This is a genomic window from Haladaptatus salinisoli (assembly GCF_020614375.1).
GTDB lineage: Archaea > Halobacteriota > Halobacteria > Halobacteriales > Haladaptataceae > Haladaptatus > Haladaptatus salinisoli.
Genome location: NZ_CP085327.1, coordinates 269,451 through 289,565, shown reverse-complemented (window position 1 = coordinate 289,565; position 20,115 = coordinate 269,451). Strand labels below are relative to the sequence as shown.

At 66.2% G+C, this 20,115-nt stretch carries 20 protein-coding genes and 1 tRNA gene; 11 read left to right on the top strand and 10 right to left on the bottom strand.

What is annotated here, in order from left to right:
• Positions 1–260: 260 nt before the first annotated feature.
• The 3 genes from LIX00_RS01640 to LIX00_RS01630 all read left to right on the top strand — a co-directional run bounded on the left by LIX00_RS01640 (position 261) and on the right by LIX00_RS01630 (position 2,221).
• Positions 261–336: transfer RNA gene (locus LIX00_RS01640), tRNA-OTHER, on the top strand.
• Complete coding sequence (locus LIX00_RS01635; protein WP_227355651.1) at positions 317–1,639, top strand: DUF4397 domain-containing protein; 1,323 nt, start codon at positions 317–319, stop codon at positions 1,637–1,639. Before LIX00_RS01640 ends, LIX00_RS01635 begins: the two co-directional genes overlap by 20 nt.
• 39 nt (positions 1,640–1,678) lie before the next feature.
• Positions 1,679–2,221 carry an NUDIX hydrolase gene (locus tag LIX00_RS01630; RefSeq protein ID WP_227354441.1) on the top strand — a complete coding sequence of 181 codons (543 nt, stop codon included), beginning with the start codon at positions 1,679–1,681 and terminating at the stop codon, positions 2,219–2,221.
• Here LIX00_RS01630 and LIX00_RS01625 read toward each other — a convergent pair.
• Entirely contained in the window at positions 2,218–2,697 is a 480-nt protein-coding gene (locus tag LIX00_RS01625; RefSeq protein ID WP_227354440.1) for an acyl-CoA thioesterase, read from the bottom strand. The two genes, LIX00_RS01630 and LIX00_RS01625, sit on opposite strands and share 4 nt — an antisense overlap.
• 87 nt (positions 2,698–2,784) lie before the next feature.
• Between LIX00_RS01625 and LIX00_RS01620 the strand changes: the two genes are divergently transcribed.
• The 6 genes from LIX00_RS01620 to purM all read left to right on the top strand — a co-directional run bounded on the left by LIX00_RS01620 (position 2,785) and on the right by purM (position 8,679).
• On the top strand, positions 2,785–4,371 hold the full coding sequence (locus tag LIX00_RS01620; RefSeq protein ID WP_227354439.1) for a bacterio-opsin activator domain-containing protein: 1,587 nt from the start codon (positions 2,785–2,787) through the stop codon (positions 4,369–4,371).
• 62 nt (positions 4,372–4,433) lie between these two features.
• Positions 4,434–4,775, top strand: a complete 342-nt coding sequence (locus LIX00_RS01615) for a DUF7344 domain-containing protein (RefSeq protein ID WP_227354438.1) — start codon at positions 4,434–4,436, stop codon at positions 4,773–4,775.
• A gap of 100 nt (positions 4,776–4,875) precedes the next feature.
• Positions 4,876–5,160 carry a DdfA family disk-determining factor gene (gene ddfA / locus LIX00_RS01610; RefSeq protein ID WP_227354437.1) on the top strand — a complete coding sequence of 95 codons (285 nt, stop codon included), beginning with the start codon at positions 4,876–4,878 and terminating at the stop codon, positions 5,158–5,160.
• 151 nt (positions 5,161–5,311) lie between these two features.
• Positions 5,312–7,039: a TraB/GumN family protein gene (locus LIX00_RS01605; protein ID WP_227354436.1), complete on the top strand. Its 1,728-nt coding sequence runs from the start codon at positions 5,312–5,314 to the stop codon at positions 7,037–7,039.
• On the top strand, positions 7,036–7,656 hold the full coding sequence (locus tag LIX00_RS01600; protein ID WP_227354435.1) for a zinc metalloprotease: 621 nt from the start codon (positions 7,036–7,038) through the stop codon (positions 7,654–7,656). The genes LIX00_RS01605 and LIX00_RS01600 overlap by 4 nt, the downstream gene beginning before the upstream one ends.
• 45 nt (positions 7,657–7,701) lie before the next feature.
• Positions 7,702–8,679: a phosphoribosylformylglycinamidine cyclo-ligase gene (gene purM / locus LIX00_RS01595; RefSeq protein ID WP_227354434.1), complete on the top strand. Its 978-nt coding sequence runs from the start codon at positions 7,702–7,704 to the stop codon at positions 8,677–8,679.
• Between the two features lie 6 nt (positions 8,680–8,685).
• Here purM and LIX00_RS01590 read toward each other — a convergent pair whose 3' ends face one another.
• The 7 genes from LIX00_RS01590 to LIX00_RS01560 all read right to left on the bottom strand — a co-directional run bounded on the left by LIX00_RS01590 (position 8,686) and on the right by LIX00_RS01560 (position 13,912).
• Positions 8,686–9,843 carry a low temperature requirement protein A gene (locus tag LIX00_RS01590; RefSeq protein ID WP_227354433.1) on the bottom strand — a complete coding sequence of 386 codons (1,158 nt, stop codon included), beginning with the start codon at positions 9,841–9,843 and terminating at the stop codon, positions 8,686–8,688.
• A 159-nt stretch (positions 9,844–10,002) separates the two neighbouring features.
• Positions 10,003–10,542 carry a CBS domain-containing protein gene (locus tag LIX00_RS01585; protein WP_227354432.1) on the bottom strand — a complete coding sequence of 180 codons (540 nt, stop codon included), beginning with the start codon at positions 10,540–10,542 and terminating at the stop codon, positions 10,003–10,005.
• A 42-nt stretch (positions 10,543–10,584) separates the two neighbouring features.
• Positions 10,585–10,959, bottom strand: coding sequence for a DUF555 domain-containing protein (locus LIX00_RS01580; RefSeq protein WP_227354431.1), 375 nt, complete (start codon positions 10,957–10,959; stop codon positions 10,585–10,587).
• A 95-nt stretch (positions 10,960–11,054) separates the two neighbouring features.
• On the bottom strand, positions 11,055–11,531 hold the full coding sequence (locus tag LIX00_RS01575) for a GNAT family N-acetyltransferase (RefSeq protein WP_227354430.1): 477 nt from the start codon (positions 11,529–11,531) through the stop codon (positions 11,055–11,057).
• A gap of 56 nt (positions 11,532–11,587) precedes the next feature.
• Positions 11,588–11,848 carry a DUF7410 domain-containing protein gene (locus LIX00_RS01570; protein WP_227354429.1) on the bottom strand — a complete coding sequence of 87 codons (261 nt, stop codon included), beginning with the start codon at positions 11,846–11,848 and terminating at the stop codon, positions 11,588–11,590.
• On the bottom strand, positions 11,845–13,233 hold the full coding sequence (locus tag LIX00_RS01565; RefSeq protein ID WP_227354428.1) for a hypothetical protein: 1,389 nt from the start codon (positions 13,231–13,233) through the stop codon (positions 11,845–11,847). Before LIX00_RS01565 ends, LIX00_RS01570 begins: the two co-directional genes overlap by 4 nt.
• 145 nt (positions 13,234–13,378) lie before the next feature.
• On the bottom strand, positions 13,379–13,912 hold the full coding sequence (locus tag LIX00_RS01560) for an Rrf2 family transcriptional regulator (protein ID WP_227354427.1): 534 nt from the start codon (positions 13,910–13,912) through the stop codon (positions 13,379–13,381).
• A gap of 150 nt (positions 13,913–14,062) precedes the next feature.
• Here LIX00_RS01560 and rocF point away from each other — a divergent pair, with 150 nt between their 5' ends.
• Entirely contained in the window at positions 14,063–14,983 is a 921-nt protein-coding gene (gene rocF, locus LIX00_RS01555) for an arginase (RefSeq protein ID WP_227354426.1), read from the top strand.
• Positions 14,984–15,268: 285 nt separating this feature from the next.
• Entirely contained in the window at positions 15,269–15,703 is a 435-nt protein-coding gene (locus LIX00_RS01550; protein WP_227354425.1) for an NUDIX domain-containing protein, read from the top strand.
• On the opposite strand, the gene gyrA is transcribed toward LIX00_RS01550, so the two are convergent.
• On the bottom strand, positions 15,704–18,151 hold the full coding sequence (gene gyrA / locus LIX00_RS01545; RefSeq protein ID WP_227354424.1) for a DNA gyrase subunit A: 2,448 nt from the start codon (positions 18,149–18,151) through the stop codon (positions 15,704–15,706).
• Entirely contained in the window at positions 18,151–20,067 is a 1,917-nt protein-coding gene (gene gyrB, locus LIX00_RS01540; RefSeq protein WP_227354423.1) for a DNA topoisomerase (ATP-hydrolyzing) subunit B, read from the bottom strand. Before gyrB ends, gyrA begins: the two co-directional genes overlap by 1 nt.
• Positions 20,068–20,115: the final 48 nt, after the last annotated feature.

Sequence of the window (20,115 nt, the reverse complement as noted above, 5' to 3'; positions counted from 1 at the left end):
GAGACCCTCGCGGACGCCGCGGTAGGCGGATATTTCTCCGGACGAACGGCGGGTCGAGACGACCGGAAACGAGCGTTACCGTTTTCTCCGAAATCGTTACGGGTATGGACGTTCTAACCGTTTTAAGGAGACGCTACCCGGACTGTACGCCGGAATGTGGGGGACAAAATCAACGCGGACGCTGGCGGTCGGAGTGGTATCGCTAGTTCTCGTCGCGTCCGTCGGCATCGGCGCGATGGCCGGTGGAATCGGCGCGATGACGGGCGACGGCGGTAACGAGGGCGGCGCTCAGGACGGCGGCGACGCGCGCGTTCGAATCGCGCACATGTCGCCCGACGCGCCGCCGGTGGACGTGCTCGTGGACAACGAGACGGTGGCGTCGAACCTCTCGTACGGCAACGTGACCGAGTACGCGAACCTCTCCGCGGGCGAGCACAACGTCACCATCACCGCGGCGGGCGACCGGAGCGCGGTCGTCTTCTCCGGGAACGTGAGCTTCGAGGCGGACACGAACTACACGGTCACCGCGACGGGCGAGATTTCGGAGGACGCGAACACTTCCTTCGAACCGGTCGTCTTCGAGGACAACTTCACCGCGCCCGGAGCGGGGAACGCCTCCGTCCGACTCGTCCACGTCTCGCCGGACGCCCCGCCCGTGGACGTGACGGTCGAGGGGACGAACGCGACGCTCTTCGACAACGTCTCGTTCCGCAACGCCACCGCCTACGAGGAGGTCCCGGCCGGCAACTACACGCTCGAAGTCCGCCCCGCCACCGAGAACGACGACGGTCCGGTCGTGGCGACGTTCGACGTGACGTTGAACGAGAGCACGGCGTACTCCGCGTTCGCGGCGGGCTACGTCAACCCCGCCGACGCGCCGGAGGGCACCCCCGACAGACCGTTCGAACTCATCCTCGTGGAGGACTTCGTGTTCAAAGGAGCGCAGAAAACGACGGCGGCCGACCACGAGACGACCGCGAAGGAAACGACCGCCGAGAAGAAAACGACCACCGCGAAGGAGACGACGCGGAAGACCACGGCCGCGAAGACGACCACCACGGCCAAAGCGACGACCACCGCGAAGGAAACGACCGCCGCCAAGGAAACCACGGTGAAAGAGACGACCGCGAAGCAGACGACCACCACGACCGCGAAAGAGACCACGCCGAAAGAGACGACGGTCGTGAAGAAGCGGACGACGCCGAAGGAAACCACGGCCAAAGAGACAACCCCGAAAGAAACGGTGCGAAAGAAGACCACCACGCCGAACGAGACGACCACCGCGACGACGGTGAGGGAGACGACCGCAAACGAGACGGTCGTGAAGAAGCGGACGACCCCGGAGACGACCGCCGCGAACAAAACCACGCCGAAGGAGACGGTGAAAGAGACGACCACGGCGAACGAAACGACCACCACGACGGAGCGGAAGAAAGCGACGCCGAAGGAGAAGGGGAAGCGAACCACGACCACCACGACCACGACGACCACCGCGACCACGACCGCGAAAGGCGATAAAGGAGCAAAGACCACGACCACCACCACGACGACCACGGCGAAGGACGGGCAGAAGAAGACGGCCGAGAAAAAGAACGGCGGGAAGAAGAAGGGAAAGCGCACCGCCCCGCGAAACCCGTAGATAAGTAGCTACTTTTTCTCGGTCGGACGACTCGCGACCATGGACGAGCTATCGGACATCCGCGGTCGGGGTGACGTTCGTGAGGGAAGCCGCACGCTCTCGCTCGACGCCGACGAGTTCGCCGGCGTGGAGCGCGCCATCGAGTCGGGGTACGACCGTTGGGTCGGCGCGGCCGTGACCGACGACGACGGGCGCGTCCTGTTCGTCGAGAACGGGTGGAGCGACGGATGGATAGTCCCCGGAGGCGACCGCGAGATTCGGCGCGTCTCGGAACCGGCGGGCGACGACTGCGGCGAGACGATCGAACCGGCGGAGACCCTCGAAGAGGCCGCCGTCAGGGAAGTCGCCGAGGAGACGGGGGTGGCGGTCGAACTCGACCGACCGCTCGCCGTGGAGCGCCAGACGTTCGCGCACGACGGGGACGACGTCTCGGGCTGGTTCGTCCTCTTCGGCGGCCGCGCGGCGGAACCGACGATTAGCGACGACCTCGGCGTCGACGGCGAGACGATCCGCGACGCGCGGTGGTTCGCCGAGCTACCGGAGACGCCGTACCGCGACGATATCGAATCGTTCCGCGACTAGTCGATTCGCTCGGCCACGGCGCGAAGCTGCTCGACGCGCTCCGTCCGCGCCGAATCGCGGAGTGACTCCTGATTCTCGTCCGGGCACTCCAGTTTCGGCACGGGGGTCGGGGACCCCGACTCGTCCAGCGCGACGAAGGTGAAAAAGGAGGTGGTCGTCTCCCGCTCCTCGCCCTCCTTCGGGTCTTCCGCGCGAACGTTCACCTTCACGTCGATGCTCGTCCTGCCGGTGTCGAAGACGAACGCCTCCACGGTGGCCACCTCGCCGAGGTCGATGGGCGAGATGAAGTCGACGTGGTCCATCGACGCGGTGACGCACTGCTGGTTCGAGAACCGCATCGCCGAAATCGCGCCGCAGATGTCCATCCAGTGGAGCACGGCGCCCCCGAGCGCCCGTCCGAGGTTGTTCGTGTCGTTCGGCAGGAGGAGTTCGGTCATCTCGGTGTACGAGTCCATTAGGGTCGCGGTGTCCGCCATGTTCGCGGGTTGTCCGCCGCCGTACTTAGTTCGACGCGGTTCGTCCGCCGCGCCAGAGTTATCGTCGTCGAACGATTGTCTACCTCAATGAGTCGGGAGCAAGGAAACGGATTGCTACCGGACGAGGCGGTCGTCTCGACAGTCGGGGACGGGGTCTATCAACTCGACGAGGACGGCCGCTTCGTCGCGATCAACGACGCCGTGGTCGAGGCGACGGGGTACGACCGCGAGGCACTGTTGGGAGCGCACGTCTCGCTCGTCGTCGACGAAGACGACGTGGCCCGCCTCGAAGCCGAAATCGCCGAGCTGCTGAAGGACGACCCGGACGGGGTTCGAGCGACGGAGCTACCGATTCGAACCGCGGACGGGGAGACGCTCGCCTACGAACTCCGATTCTCGGTCGTTCGAGAGGGCGACGACTTCGCGGGGACGGTCGGGGTCGCCCGCGACGTTTCGACGAAGGAACGGCGCGACGCGGAGTTGAAAGCACAGCGCGACGAGTTGGAGCGACTCCGCCGCATCAACGCCGTCATCCGGAGCATCGACCGCGCCGTCGTCCGGGCCGACACCGTCGAACGGATAGAACGGGCGGTGTGCGACCGCATCGCCGCCGACCCGTACCGGTTCGCCCTCGTCGTCCGTTTCGACCCCCAGTACGAGGAGTTTCAGCCGCGAACGTGGGCCGGTATCGACGAGGAGTACGTCGACCTACTCCAGCGGGCGAACTTCGACGTCTCCGACGGTCCGGGCGCGACGGCGGCCCGAACGCGGACGGTGCAGGTCATCCAAGACATCGAGGAAGGGGAGTACGACTGGAGCGAACCGGCGTCGGAGTGCGGTTTCCGATCGCTGGCGGCCATCCCGCTGGTTCACGAGGAGACGGTGTACGGCGTGCTCGGAGTCTACTCCGACCAACCGTACGCGTTCGACCAACCGGAGCGAAAGGTGCTGGGAGAACTCGGCGAGATGGTCGGCTACGCCATCTTCGCGGTCAAAGCGCGACGGGCGCTCCTCGCGGAACAGGTCGTCCAACTGACGTTCCGAATCGTCGACGAGGAGTACGTCTTCACCGCGCTCTCCGCCCGAGAGAGTTGCACCGTTCGGTTCGAGGACGCGGTCTTCCACCCCGACGGGGCGTTGCTGCTGTACGTCTCGGTCCGCGGAGCACCCCCCGAAAAGGTGGTCGAGTTCTGTCGGAACTTCGCGAGCGTCTCCCACCTTCGAGTCGTCAGCGAGCGGGACGAGGAGTGCCTGTTGGAGGTGCGGTACGACGAACCGATGGTGCTGACGACGCTCACGCACCACGGCGGTGTCCTCCGCTCCGCGGTCGCGGAGGACGGCGTGGCGGACGTCCACGTCGATCTGCCGGACGAGGGAAACGTCCGCGAGATAGTCGATGCGTTGGCGAACGCCTTCGACTCGTCCGAACTCGTCTCCCGCCAGACCGTCGAACGCCCCGTCGAGACGCGCACACAGTTCCGCGACGCGCTCGACCGGCGATTGACCGACCGCCAGCGCGCCGTCCTCATGGCGGCCTACCACGGCGGCTACTTCGATTGGCCGCGCGGGAGCACGGGCGAGGAACTCGCCGAATCGCTCGACATCTCCGCACCGACGCTCCACAAGCACCTTCGACTCGCGGAGAAGAAGTTCCTCTCGACCGTCTTCGAATAACCGAGGGGAAAGCTAATCGTTTAGCCCCGCCGCTCAATGCCCTTCGGTTACTGCCTCCGAACATGCCATCCGACGTCTGCTCCGAGAAGGACCCCGGCGCGGAACCGGGCGGGACCGCGACGCCCGAACTCGACGCGCTCTTTACGGTACTTTCGAACGAACGCCGACGCGAGACGCTACTCGCGTTACGGCGCGAAGACGGTGCGCTCTCGCTATCCGACCTCGTCGGTCGCCTCCAGGGCGGCACCGACGAACAGATTCGAACCTCGCTCATCCACGCCCACCTTCCGATGCTGGAGGAAATCCAACTCGTCAGATGGGACCGAGCCCGGGAGTCCGTCGAGATGGAGCGGTTCCCCGAACCGTACCGCGAACTGTTCGCCACCATCGACCGAACCGTGTGACGGTGTCCCTCCGCATCCTCGCCCTATTTAAAGACGCAACATCTGAACGCACAGGCGGATGGCCGAGCGCGCGGTACCTCCGGTGAGCGTGAACGAATCCGTGTCAATAGACAGCCCCGAACCAGTCGCGTCGGCGCAGTACTCGTGGGACGGCGAAGCGACGCTCCTCCACACCATCGTCGAGACGCTCGCGTCGGCGACCGGACAGGCCCCCGAAGACCTCCCGCCCCTCCACCGCGCCGTGGACGTGGACGCCCTCGAAGCCCTCTTCGGCCCGCGCGCGGACGGACGTCTCCGGCCCCTCACCGGGACCGTCTCGTTCGTCCTGGCCGGCCACGAGGTCGAAGTGCAGAGCCACGGTCGCGTCGTCGTCCGAGTCGCGTAACCGACCGAGTCCGAGGTGCTTCCGGAGCGTGAGCCAGGACGCTCCCCGTTCAGTTTTCGAACCGCGCGGCGACCTCGTTCGAGGGGGACGGAGCGGGAAAAATTGTCGCGTCACCGATAACGGTAAAAACGGAGGGTGAGTAACGAGAGTGATGACCGACCAGAACCCGCCGCCGTCCGGAGGCGGCGCGGGAAGCGTGCGAGTCGTCGGGACCGCCCACGTCTCGGCGAAGAGCGTCGAGCGCGTCGAGGAGGCGGTCGAGGAGGAGCGACCCGACGTGGTCGCCGTCGAACTCGACGAGGGGCGATACAGACAGATGCAGGGCGAGATGGCGGACGACCTCGAACCGTCCGACCTGCTCCACGGCAACACCGTCTTTCAGTTTCTCGCTTACTGGATGCTCTCGTACGTCCAAGCGAAGATGGGCGAGGAGTTCGACATCCAACCGGGCGCTGACATGAAGGCCGCCATCGAAGTGGCGGAGCGGACGGGAAGCGACGTGGCGCTGGTCGACCGCGACATCCAGATGACCATCCAGCGATTCTGGGCGCGGATGACCCTGCGCGAGAAGTTCCGGATGGTCGGCAGCCTCGCCCTCGGCGTGACCGACCCGCTCACGCTCGGCCTCGTCGGCGGAGCCACGATGGGCGTCTTCTTCGCGATGCTGTTCGGAATCCTCGTCGCGCCGATTCTCGGACTGAACGAGGCGCTCACCCTCGGCGCGGGCGCGGAAACGTTCCGACTCGTCGGCGGGTTCGCGGGCGGCGCGTTCGCCGGCCTCGCGCTCGGGGCGGTGGCCCTCTCGTTCGGCGCGACGAGACGCTACGACGTCGCGCTCGGCGGCGGCCTCGTCGTCGGCATCGTCGCCGGTCTCGCGGTCGGCACGGGCGCGATCGACGCGAGCGCGGGCACCGCGCTCGACGCGGCGACGCTCGAAGCCGTCGGCGCGGTCTCGCTCCGGGTGCTCACGTCGCTCGCGGTCGGCGTCGGCGTCGGCGTCGTCCTCGGACTGCTCGGCAGCCTCTTCGTCGGCAGCGTCGACGAAGCGGAGTTGGACGAGGAGTTCGAAATCGAGGAACTGACCGACGGCGACGTGATAACCGCGATGATGGAGGAGTTCCGGCGCTTCTCGCCCGGCGGTGCGGAGGCGCTCATCGACGAACGCGACGCCTTCATCGCCCACCGACTGGTCGAACTCCGCGAATCGGGGAAGAACGTCGTCGCGGTGGTCGGCGCGGGCCACCGGGCGGGCATCGAGCGCTATCTCGCCGATTCGAGTACGCTGCCGCCCATGGAGTCGCTGGTCGGGACGGAGAAGGGACGGCGCTTCTCGCTGTTCAAGGCGTTCGGCTACTTCGTCACCGTCGCCTTCGTCGCCTTCTTCGTCCTGCTGGCGATGGCCGGCGTGCGACAGACCTTCCTCATCGAGGTGTTCGCGGCGTGGTTCCTGTTCAACGGCATCTTCGCCTTTTCGCTGGCGAAACTCGCCGGAGCGCACTGGTCGAGCGCCACCGTCGGCGGACTCATCGCGTGGCTCACGAGCATCAACCCCCTGCTCGCGCCGGGGTGGTTCGCTGGCTACGTCGAACTGAAGTACACGCAGGTTAACATCGGCGACATCGCGGAGCTGAACGACATCATGAGCGACGAGGAGAGCCCCCTGTCGGACATCATGTCGCGGATGCTCGACGTTCCGCTCTTTCGCCTCATCGCCGTCGTCGCCATGACGAACGTCGGGAGCATGATAGCCACGTTCCTCTTCCCGTTCGTCGTGCTCCCGCTCCTCGGCCCGGAGGTCGGCGGCGTCGAGGGCATCACCCGGTTGATGGTGGAGGGCGCGCGGAACAGCGCGGACATCATCTGGGAGGCGCTCGCATGAAATTCAGCGCGCACGAGGTTCGAGACCTACTGGTCGCGTGGCTCGCGCTCGGCGTCGCGTTCGCGCTGTTCTTCCGGCCCGAACTCGTTCGGGCCGTGCTCCAACCCGGGGGCGGCGTCTCGTCCGGCGAGTTCGTCGGGGCGTTCGGCGTCTCGCTTCTCACCGCGGGCGTCGGCTTTCTCCTCCACGAACTGGCGCACAAGGTGACGGCGGTGCGGTTCGGTCAGGTCGCGGAGTTCCGCGCGGACTACGGCATGCTGTTTCTCGCCGTCGTCAGCGCGCTGGCCGGGTTCCTGTTCGCCGCGCCCGGCGCGGTGTACCACCGGGGGATGGCGACCGAGCGGGAGAACGGACTCATCGCGCTGGCCGGTCCGCTCACGAACGTCGCGCTCGGCGCGCTCTTTTTCCCCCTCGCCCTGGTCGGACCGTCGATCGTCGGCGATATCGGCGGCCTCGGCGTTCAGATAAACTTCCTGCTCGCCGGGTTCAACATGCTCCCGTGGGGCCCGCTGGACGGAAATACGGTTCGAAAGTGGAGCACCGCGGTCTTCGTCGCGGCGTTCGTCCCGTGCGTCCTGCTCGCGCTGTTCGCGCTGTTCGTGACGCCGTCCTTCTGACGCGAGAACGGCACACCTTTACTCGCCCGGTGCGCGCGTTCGACCATGAGCGAGGAGGAGGAGGAACTGACTTACGCGGACGCCGGCGTGGACATCGACGCCAGCGAGGCGGCGACGGCGGCCCTCGTCGGCGCGGTTTCCGACATCGACGACACGACCGACTACGCGGGCCTGCTCGACATCGGCGACCGGTATCTCGCGCTGGCGACCGACGGGGTCGGGACGAAACTGCTCGTCGCGGAGGCACTGGGCGACTACTCGACGGTCGGCATCGACTGCATCGCCATGAACGCGAACGACCTCGTGGCGGCCGGCGTCGAACCGGTCGCCTTCGTGGACTACCTCGCCGTCGACGAGCCGAGCGAGGAGTTCTCCGAACAGGTCGGCGAAGGACTGGCCGCGGGCGCGGAGGAGGCGGGCGTCGCCCTCGTCGGCGGCGAAACCGCCGTCATGCCCGAGGTCGTCTCCGGCCTCGACCTCGCCGGTGCCTGCGCCGGACTCGCGCCGAAGGACGCCGTCTTCCCCGGCGAAGCCGAGGTCGGCGACGCGCTGGTCGGCTTCGAGTCCGACGGCATCCACTCGAACGGCCTGACGCTGGCCCGGCGGGCCGCGACGAAGAACCACGACTACGACGACCCCTTCCCCCGCGGCGATGGGACGGTCGGCGAGCGGTTGCTCGAACCGACGCGCCTCTACACTTACCTCCTTCCGGCGCTCCGGTCGCGCGACGTGCACGCCGCCGCGCACGTGACCGGCGGCGGGTGGACGAACCTCCTGCGGATGGGGGAGCGTCGCTACGAGGTGACCGACCCCTTCCCCGCGCAGCCGATTTTCGACTTCGTGCGGGCGGAGGGCAACGTCTCGGACGAGGAGATGCACCGAACCTTCAACATGGGTACCGGGTTCGTGGTCGCGCTACCGGAGGACGACGCCGAGAGCCTGGTCGAGGAGACGGACGGGCGAATTATCGGCTCCGTGGCGGAGGGCGAGAGCGTGGAGATTCGCGGGTTGAGCCTCCGGTAACCGGGTTCACGGACGAAACTCGGGCCGATATTCGGACCGGATCGTCTCGAACCCCGCGAGCGCGACGAACAAGGCCGTGAGGCCGCCGAGAACGACGAGGGCCGGGACGAACGGCGCCAACGGAACCAGCAGGCTCGCGGCGGCGGCCGCGACGGCGCGCGGGACGCTGACGGTGCCGTGGTCGCGGTATCGGTAGGCGTTGTGCCCGCAGAGGTAGAGCGCGCCGCCGCCGCAGAGCGCGACGGCCGAGACGAGACGGAGCGGTTCGTTCACGTGCGCGAGCGTCCGCTCGATTCCGAGGGCGACGAAGACGATACCGCCGACCATCGACAGGTGGATGTAGCTGTACGAGTCCCGCGCCAGCACGGCGCGGTCGTGGCCGTGAATCGCGGCGAGTCGTCGCTCCGCGGCGAGCGTGGCGTAGTCGAAGTAGAGCCACCACAGCATCGCGATGAGGACGAATCCCGAGAAGACCGCGAGAACGCCGTCCGCGTCGAGGACGAGACCGGTCGCGCCGACGCCGACCGCCACGATGGACTCGCCCAACGCGATGATGACGACGAGTCGGTGGCGCTCGACGAAGTGGCCCGCGCGGACGTGGAACCCCTCGACGCCGCGGACGCGCGCGACGCCGAAATCGATCGCGATGGCGACGGCCCACAGCGCGCTTTGGTACGGGGTCGCGACGAATCCCGCCGCGACGAGCAGGAGGGGTGCGCCCAGGAACCCCGGCGCGAGTCGGAGGACCGCCTCCCTCGTTTCGGGAGGCGTGACGAGTCCGTAGAGAACGACGTGCGACGCTCGAACCGCGAAGTAGGCGACGCCGAACGACACCGCGTCGTCGCCGAACGCGCGGGGAATCGAGAGCGCGACGATGAGCATGGCGGCCATCGCGAACAGAACCACCAGTCGCGCCGGGAGGACCTCCTCGGCGGGAACGGCGTTCGTCAGCCACGAGTACCCGACCCACGCCCACCACACCACCGCGAGGAGCGCCACGCCGCGAACCATCCCGCCCCACGTCAGGTTCCGAATCAGAAACCCGGTGATTTGGGTCACCGCGAACACGAAAACGAGGTCGAAGAACAACTCCAGCGGGGTAACGCTCCGTTCCCGTTCGTCCGCATCCTCGTCCGAGAGGGATGCCGAATCGGTCGTGCTCATGGTGGCTCGTCCGCCCGCCGTCCTTGACGGCGACGCTCGTGACCCAACTAACGACGCGGAAGTATTAGTGGCTTGGTGGAAGACGGCGTCGGTCGACAGCGGACAGGAACCGAGTAAACGCTCTGATCCGCCGGTACTCCCGAAGCCCGAACGACCGACTTACGACAACCGCGCCGCGATGTCGGCCTCGGTCACGATACCCGCCGTCTCACCCTCCTCGGTGACCATCACGGCCTTGTAGTGGTCCAAGAGGTTGCTTATCTCGTTCAGCGTCGCCGACTTCGAGACGGTCGGAAAGCTCTCGCCCATGTGCTCTCGAACCGGTTCGTCGCGGGCGTCCGAATCGACGTGAACGAGGTCGCTCTCGCTGATGGAGCCGACCGGAACGCCCTGCTTGATGACCGCGAGTTGCGAGTAGCCCGCCTCCTGCATCTTCTTCACCGCCGCGCTGACCGGATCGGTGGGGGCGACGCTGATGACGTTCTCGTGCATCAGGTCGCTGGCGCGGACGATGTCGCCCTCGGATTCTTCGAGCGCGTTGACGATTCGCCGGAGCGTCGAGAGCCGCGGGTCGACGTCGCCGCCCTCGATTCGGGCGATGAGCGGCTGGGAGACGCCGGCCCGCTGGGCGAGTTCGCTCTGCGTGAGACCCAGGTCCGTCCGGCGTTCCCTGAGGTCTTGGGGCGTCGGGAGTTCCATACGCGAAATAACCGGCGGTTATGTCATAAATCGTTCGCCTCTTCAGGCGTCGCCGAAGTCGATATCCTCGTCGTCCCCGAACTCGATGGTCTCGACCACCGAGAGGGGAACGTCGCGGAGCGCGCCGCCGATTTCGCTCTTGGCGATTCGCTGGGCGTGCTCCTCGCTGTCGGCGTTGAACACCTTCATCTCGAGGACGAGTCCGACGAGCGCGGTGTGCGCAGCGATGAACGCCGAGTCGAACGGTTCGCCGCAGGCCGGACAACCCGTTGCGCCGACTTCGACCTCGACGTAGTCCATGTTCTTCTGGTTCAGCCGTTTACCGGCTTCGCTGACCGCGACGCCGATGGCGTCGTCGATATCGCCGACGTCGCGCACCAACCAAGCCGCCTCCATCGCAACGAGGTAATTGCTCATACGAGAATCGAGACGCCCGAGGGTTTCGTGTCTTTTGGTTTCCGACCCGAAAATCGGCCGGGTCGAGGGTTGAGGGCGAACAGCCCGCGGCGATGTCAAAGCTCGCGGGTCATCTCGACGCAGGCGAGTTCGACGCCGCCGGTCGTCTCGTGTTCCACCGTGGCGACCCGCTCGTACCCCGCCCGCTCGTAGAACCGCACCGCGTTCAGAGACGCGCGGAGGGAGAGCGAATCCAGCCCCGCCTCCGCCGCCCGCGCTTCGAGGCGCGCGAGGAGCGCCGACCCGACCCCCTTCCGCGCGAAGTTCGGGTGGACGTACACCGCGCTCACCACCCCGGAATCGAGTTCGACGCGGCCGAACCCCGCGAGTTCGCCGTCCACCTCGGCGACGACGACGTATTCCGACTCGTCGCGCATCGACTCGCAGTACGGCGCGCTTCCGAGTGGCTTCGTCGCCCACGCGTCCACCTGTTCGTCGCGGTAGCGCTCGGGGCCGAACGCCCGAATCGAGGCGACGTGGAGTTCAAGGATGGCCTCGGCGTCGGACTCGTTCGCCGGACGGATGGAAGGCATACCGTTCGAGACGCCGGCGACGGTCGTAGTCCTATCGGACGTCGGGATCGCCCGTCTCAGGTGACGAACGAGTACGTGAAGAGGAAACCGAAGTACAACAGCACCAGCAGCGCGAGCGCCTTGAGGCGGAACAGTCGCAGTTCCTCGCTCTCCGCCTCGTACGCGTCGCGGAACGCGGCGACCTCCGCTTCGGACAGGTCGTCGCCGTGTTCCAAACCGCGGTGGAGCACGAGGTGGTCTTCGTGGCGGAACGGCATCCCGCAGCGCGAGCACTCGTGCGGCGATTCGCCGGCCGGAACGGAGGTGTCGAGGGTCATGTTGACGGGGGGACGAGGGACGGTTGCGAGACGATCCACATGCTGGTCATCGTGTACAGAATCATCACGGCCACGAGAGGGTACTGGCTCCGAACCGCTTGCAGTCGCCCCGGAAAGACGTCGTAGGCCGTCGCGTGGGCCACCCACACCGCGAGTAGGTGGCCGAGCAGGACGAACGCCATGTTCAGCCCGCCGAACCACGAGGGGAGGATGAGCACCACCGCCTGCGGCGGGTCGAGCGGACTCGCCAAGACGCCCAGCAGGGTCGGCGACAACTCGAGAAAGTAGCCCAGGTAGTGGGCGAGGTGGTAGCCCGCCGCGATGGGGAGCAGCGACGGGGCGAAGCGCCGGGCGATTTCGTCGGGCGTGAGGTAGGTGTCCGCGGTCCGACGGGCGAGTCGAACCGCCGCCCGGTAGACGCCGAGGAAGAGCGCGTAACCGCCGAGCAGCGCCCCGACGTAGACGAGCCGCAACGGCAGTCCGACCCCGCTCGCGGCCCGCGCGATATCCGCCCAGAGGGGGGTCGCGACGAACCCGTCGTAGGTCGTCACCCAGAGGAGCGCGACGACGAACGCCACCTCGTCGCGTCCCGTCACCAGTTTCGTCTCGGTCAGTCGCGCGCCGGGTAACCGGAACTCGAACCCCGAGTCGGTGCGCCGAATCGGCGCGACCCGACCGTAGTAGCGGAAGACGCGCGCCACCGGGTCGACCGTCGAGAACCAGCGGTCGGGGCCGAACGCCAGTGCCCCCGCGAGCGTGACGACCGAGTACAGGAGAATCATGCCGACCAGCAGTTCCGCGTCGTCGGCGAGGGGACTGACGACTTCCACCCACACCAGCGCCAGCAGTCCGACGACGCTGGGCCACGCGCCCAGTCGCTCCGGGTAGTCGAGGCCGCGCGAGGGGAGGAACCTCCGGACAAAGTCGGCGATGGTCCGCCACGGATTCAGGACGGTCCACGTGTTTCCGACGAGGTACACCGAGGTCGTGTACCCGGCCCACCAGCCGACCCAGACGACGATGATGGCGAGGTTTTGCCGGGCGTCCGCGGGGCCGAGCACCCCCCCGACGACGATTCCGACGAGCGCGATGACGCCGGCCGCTCGCGCCGCGAGGACGATTCCGTCGGCCGACGCCCGCGCCAAGCGACGCCACTCGTGGACTCCTCGAACGAGCGCCCGGTCGGTGACGAAGCTTGCGAGCAGGAACGACGCGCTCACCGCGCCGCCGCCCGTGAGCAGGAACAGCCAGAGGGGGACCGACAGCGACTCGGACGTCCCTCGAAGACTTCCGCCGTGCGCCAGCGCGTGCCCCGAAACGGCGGCGACGAGCCCCAGCACGGCGACGAGACGGGTCGCGCGGCGGGTCGCGGTTCGACGGTTCATCATCGAGGCTAGGAGCGTCCGTCGATAATACCTTCCGGAACCGAGTCGGAGTGGGAGTCGGAGAAAAAGAGCGGCGTTCAAAACGAATCGTTTCGACGATTCGACGGCGCGGGGGTTCGCGGTCCGGCGGGCGGACGGTGCGAGGTCAGTGCTCGGGGTCCTCGGTGGGCGCTTGCATGCCGGTTATCTTCAGGATGACGATATTTCGGGTGTCGTCCTTTCCGTCCACGACGCCCTCGACGACGAGTTTCGACAGCGGGGTCGGGCCGACGGTGATGTCGTCCCCTTCGTGGATGTTCCGAGCCGATCCGCGCAGGTGAATCTCCGCGCGACAGAGTTCGGGGTGGTGGACGCTCGTGAGGTCGATCTCTTCGACGTTGCCGTCCTCGACCGGCTCGCCGTTGTGGGTCAGGGGAACCTGGGCGGCGCTGTCCAACTGGTGGATATCGAGCGCTTCGAAGGCGGTCGCGGTCGGTTTGTACCCCCCTTTCGGGCCGGGAACTCCCTCGACGAGTTGGAGGGCTTTGAGGCTCTGCATCTGATTTCGAATCGTACCGGGGTTGCGGTCGACTTCTTGGGCGATGTCCTCGCCCTTTACCGCGTCTTCGGTCTCCCGGTGGAGGTTTACGAGTGCCGTCAGAATCGTCTTCTGACTGGGCGTCAACTCAATACTCGACATTGGTGGAATCTTCGTAATTGATTTCCTTAAATGCGACGAATATCGCAGGAGAATCTCGGAACGACGAACGAGGCGCGAACGAGGTTTAAATGCGGCGTCGCCGGGCCGAAAAGGGGGGATTTGAAACCCCTTCGACTCGTCCCCGGTCGTATGGTCGAAACCGTTCAGATAATCGGAGCGCCCATCGATTACGGCGCGAACCGACGCGGGGTGGACATGGGACCGTCGGCGATACGCTACGCCGGACTCGCCGACGAACTCACCGCCGCCGGGGTGACCGTTATCGACAGCGGAGACTTGCTCGTCCCGCGCGCGGAGGAACGCGACCCGGAGACCGACGAACCCGCGGAGGGGAAAGCGAAGTTCCTCCGCGAGACGGCGGACGCCTGCTCCCAACTCGCCGGGGAAGTGGCGGCCGCGCTCGAAGACGGTGCCTTCCCGCTGGTGCTCGGCGGCGACCACTCCATCGCCATCGGCACCCTCCGCGGGTCGGCCCGCGACGCCGATATCGGAGCCATCTGGTTCGACGCGCACAGCGATTTCAACACCCCGAAAACCTCCCCGAGCGGGAACGTCCACGGGATGCCGCTCGCCGGGGCGCTCGGCATCGACGACTTCGCCGACACCGAGTGGGCGAACGTCCCGCGCCTCAGCGAGGAGAACGTCGTCCTCGTCGGCCTACGGAGCATCGACGCCGCCGAACGAAAGGCCATCCGCGAGAGCGACGTGACCGCCTTCACGATGTCGGATATCGACGAGCGCGGAATCACGGAGGTCGTGGAAGAGGCGCTGGATATCGCCTCGGACGGCGTGGACGACATACACGTCAGCCTCGATTTAGACTGGCTCGATCCCAAGGAAGCCCCCGGCGTCGGGACGCCGGTTCGCGGCGGCGTCAACTACCGCGAGGCTCACTCCGCCCTCGAAACCGTGGCCAAGCGTAACGAGCGCGACGGAATCCTGCGCTCGTTCGAACTGGTGGAGGTGAACCCGATTCTGGACGAACACAACGAAACCGCGGCGCTGGCGACCGAACTCGCCGCCAGCACGCTGGGAAAGCGCATCCTCTAAACGCACCATTTTCTGCGGTCGGGTGCCGAGACGCGCACCACGTGGTGCGCGTCTCGGCCTCCCTCCCCGGAAAAATCTGCACCAAAAGCCTGCGCTCATCCCTTGGCTCGCGGTGAGTCCGCTAGCCGCTGGCGGTTGTGTCGCCTGCTGATATCGGGAGATCGATCGATAGACGAGTTTTTGGCGGCTGTGTTACCTGTTGATTTTCGACTCGCCCGTCGAAGCCTCCGCGTAGTTCGGAGAATCCAAACGCATATCGTCCTCGTCTCCGTCCTCTCGCAATCCATGATGCACCTACTCGCGGCGGGCGTCGTCGTCCTCCGCGGCGATTCCGTGCTGGCGGTTCGCGAACACGGTCGGTGGAGTCTCCCGAAAGGCGGTTGCGAACCCGGCGAACGGTTCGCCGACGCCGCCGTCCGCGAGGCACGCGAGGAAACCGGGCTGGCGGTCGAACTCGGCGACGTCGCGTTCGTCACCGAGATTCGAATCGACGAGGCCGAACACCACTTGCAGGTGTTCTACGAGGCGGCCGCCGAGGGTACGCCCCGGCCCGAGGATCCGGACGGCGAGGTCGAGCAGGCGGCGTTCGTCGCGTTCGACGCGCTCGGCGAGACGCTTCGCTATCGTCCGCGAGTGCTTCCGCTCCGGGAGTGGCTCGACACGCGAACGACCGGCTATCACTCGTTCGACCTCGAAAAAGAACCCGCGGAAATCGAGTAACTACTCCTCGTCGGTCGACGACGCGGGAATCACGTCGACGCTCGCGACGCGGTCGTTCGCGGCGACGTCCATCACCGTCACGCCCATCGTGTTGCGGCCGACCTCCGAGATGTCCTCGGCGCGGATGCGCATTATCTGTCCGCGTTCGCTCATCAGGACGAGGTGGTCGTCCTCGGTGACGTTCTTCACGGACGTAACCGGGCCGTTTCGTTCGCCGGTCTTGATGTCGATGAGGCCCTTCCCGTTCCGCGACTGGGAGCGGTACTTCGACAGCGGCGTGCGCTTGCCGTACCCGCGCCGGGTGACGGTGAGCAGGTTACGCGATTCCCCGTCCGCGGCGACCATTCCGACGACTTCGTCGTCGCCTTCGAGCCGGATGCCGTGCACCCCGCGCGCGCTGCGGCCCATCTCGCGCGCCTCCGTCTCGTCGAATCGGATCGTCATGCCGTTTTTCGTGGCGATGACGAGGTCTTTCGTCCCGTCGGTGACCTTCACGTCCACGAGTTCGTCGCCGTCTTCGAGACGCGCCGCGATGATGCCGGTCGAGAGGATGTTCTCGAAATCCTTGGCTGCGGTGCGCTTGACGTAGCCCTGTCGGGTGACCATGCTCAGCGACTCGTCCTCGGCGAACTCGTCCGTCGTGATGACGGCGGTGAGATCCTCGCCCTCGTCCAGGTCGAGGAGGTTCACGGCGGATTTGCCGCGCGCCGTGCGCGACATCTCGGGGATTTCGTACGTTTTCAGGCGGTAGACCTGCCCGTGGTTCGTGAAACAGAGCAGGTAGTCGTGGGTGTTCGCGCGGAACACCTTCGAGACGCGGTCGCCCTCTTTCACGTCCGCGCCGATGATACCCTTTCCGCCGCGGCCCTGCGCGTCGAACCGGTCGATGGGCATCCGCTTGACGTAGTCCTGCTCGGTGACGACGACGAACACGTCCTCCTCGGCGATGAGGTCTTCGCGGGTGACCTCCGAGGTGTCCTCGACGATCTTCGTCCGGCGCTCGTCGGCGTACTCGTCTTTCATCTCCAGCAGTTCCTCTTTGATGACTGCGAACAGTTCCGACTCGTCGCCGAGGATGGTTTCGAGGCGCTCGATGCGCGCCGTGACCTCCTCGTACTCCGCCTCGATCTCCTCGGATTCGAGCGAGGTGAGGCTGCCGAGCTGCATCCGGACGATGTGTTCGGCCTGCTTCTCCGAGAAGTCGAACGTCTCCTGCAAGCCCGTTCGCGCGCCGTCGCGGTCGTCCGAACTGCGGATGAGTTCGACCACGTCGTCGATGTTGTCGAGCGCCCGCAGGCGGCCTTCGAGGATGTGCGCCCGCTCTTCCGCCTCGCCGAGTTCGAACTCGCTCCGGCGACGGACGACCTCTCGACGGTGGTCGAGGTAGTGCTGGAGCAGTTCCTTCAGCGTCAACACCTTCGGCTGGCCGTCGACCAGCGCGAGCGAGATGATGCCGAAGGTTCGTTCGAGGTGGTGTTCGAGCAGTTGGTTCTCGACCACCTCGGCGATGGCGTTCTGCTTGAGTTCGACCACGACCCGAATCCCGTCGCGGTCGGACTCGTCGCGCAGGTCGCGGATGCCGTCGATGGTGCCCTCGTTGACGTGGTCGGCGATTCGCTCGATGAGGCGCGCCTTGTTCGTCTGGAAGGGGAGTTCGGTGATGACGATGCGGTCGTCTTCGACCTCGTACTCGGCGCGAACCCGGACTCGACCCCTGCCCGTCTTGTACGCCTGGTGGATGGCGTTCCTGCCGACGATGTTCGCGCCGGTCGGGAAGTCGGGCCCTTTGACGTACTCCATCAGGTCTTCGACCGTCGCGTCGGGGTTGTCGATGAGTTCGACCGTGGCGTCGATGACCTCGCCGAGGTTGTGCGGCGGGACGTTCGTGGACATCCCGACCGCGATACCCGACGAGCCGTTGACGAGCAGGTTGGGCACCGCGGCGGGCAGCACATCGGGTTCCTGCAGTCGGTCGTCGTAGTTGGACTGGAAGTCCACCGTGTCCATCTCGATGTCGGCGAGCAACTCCTCGGCGATGGGTGCCATCCGGGCCTCCGTGTACCGCATCGCGGCCGGCGGGTCGCCGTCCACGCTCCCGAAGTTCCCCTGTCCGTCGATGAGCGGATATCGCATCGAGAAGTCCTGCGCCATCCGCGCCAGCGCGTCGTAGATGGACTGGTCTCCGTGCGGGTGGAAATCGCCCATCGTGTCCCCGACGATGTTCGAGGACTTGCGGTGGCTCGCGCCGCTCGTCACGCCGGAGCGGTGCATCGCGTAGAGGATGCGCCGGTGAACCGGCTTCAGCCCGTCCCGCACGTCCGGGAGGGCGCGACCCGCGATGACGGACATCGCGTAGTCGATGTAGCTCTGTTCCATCTCGTCCTCGACGCGGACGGTCTGGATCTGCTGTGCAACGTCGTCTGGTACGTCTGGTGTCTCCGAACTCATCAGATATCCACCCACTCGGCTTCCGTGGCGTGGTCTTGGATGAACTGCTTTCGCGGTTCGACGGCGTCACCCATCAGCACCGAGAACATCTTGTCCGCGGCGGCGGCGTCCTCGATGGTGATCTGTTTCAGGATGCGGTTCTCGGGGTTCATCGTCGTCTCCCAGAGCTGCTCGGGGTTCATCTCGCCGAGCCCCTTGAACCGCTGAACCTGCGACGGGTTGCCGTCGCACTTCTCTTCGACGATGCGGTTGCGTTCCTCCTCGGTCATCGCGTCGTACGTCTTCCCGCGGTAGCGGATGCGGTACAGCGGCGGTTGGGCCGCGTAGACGTAGCCGGCCTCCAACAGCGGCCGCATGTAGCGGTAGAGGAGCGTCAGGTAGAGGGTTCGGATGTGCGCGCCGTCCACGTCGGCGTCGGTCATGATGATGATCTTGTGGTACCGCGCGTCCTCGATGTCGAACTCCTCGCCGACCCCCGTTCCGATGGCGGTGATGAAATTGCGTATCTTCTCGTTCTCCAGCACGCGGTCGAGGCGGTGTTTCTCGACGTTCAACACCTTCCCGAACAGCGGGAGGATGGCCTGGAACTTCCGGTCGCGGGCCTGCTTGGCCGACCCGCCGGCGGAGTCGCCCTCCACGACGAACAGCTCCGACTCGCCCGGGTCGCGCGACTGGCAGTCGGCGAGCTTCCCGGGGAGGGCGCTCGTCTCGAGGGCGTTCTTCCGCCGAGTGAGCTCCTCGGCCTTCTTCGCGGCCTTCCGCGCCTTCGCGGCCTCCACCGCCTTGCGGACGATGGCCTGCGCCGTGTTCGGGTGCTCCTCGAAGTACACCGAGAGCCCCTCGTGCACCGCGCTCTCGGCGATGCCGCGAACCTCGCTGTTGCCGAGTTTCGTCTTCGTCTGCCCCTCGAACTGCGGGTCGGGGTGCTTGACGGAGATGACCGCCGTCAGCCCTTCGCGGATGTCCTCGCCCCGGAGGTTCTCGTCGATGTCGCCGAGGAGGTCGTTCGCGTTGGCGTAGTCGTTGATGACGCGCGTGAGGGCGGTCTTGAATCCCGTCAAGTGCGTCCCGCCTTCGCGGGTGTTGATGTTGTTGGCGAAGGCGTGAATCGACCCTTGAAGCTCGTCGGTCGCCTGCATCGCCACCTCGACCTGGATGTTCTCGGCCTCGTCCTCGAAGTAGATGACCTCCCTGTGGAGGGACGTCTTCGTCTCGTTCAGGTACTCGACGAACTCGCGGATGCCGCCGTCGTAGTGGAACGAGTCGCTTCGCTCCCCGTCGCGCTCGTCGTCGAGCGTGATTTCGACGCCCGAGTTGAGGAAGGCGAGTTCTCGGAGTCGGTTCTCGAGCGTCGAGTAGGCGAACTCGGTCGTCTCGAAGATGTCCGTGTCGGGCCAGAATCGCTGGTACGTACCCGTTCCCTCGTCCGGTTCGAGGTCGCGGACGCGCTCCAACTCGCCGTCGGGTTCGCCGCGCTCGAACGCCTGTCGCCAGACGGCACCGTCGCGTTTCACCTCGATCTCGAACCGCTTCGAGAGGGCGTTCACCACGGAGATGCCGACGCCGTGGAGACCGCCCGAAACCTGGTACGATTTGTTGTCGAACTTCCCGCCCGCGTGCAGGACGGTCAGGATGACTTCCAGCGCGGGTCTGTCGTACTCCTCGTGGAGGTCGACGGGGATACCGCGTCCATCGTCTTCGATGCTGACCGATTCGTCCTCGTGGATGGTCACGTCGATGGTGTCACAGTATCCGGCGAGTGCCTCGTCGATGGAGTTGTCCACGACTTCGAACACGAGATGGTGTAGCCCGCGAGTGTCGGTAGAACCAATGTACATTGCCGGGCGTTTTCGAACGGCTTGGAGCCCTTCGAGCACCTGTATCTGCCCAGCGCCGTACTCATTTCCGTCGCTCATAAATCCTGATTTATCGTAGACGCCGACCACTGATAAAGCTCACGCACG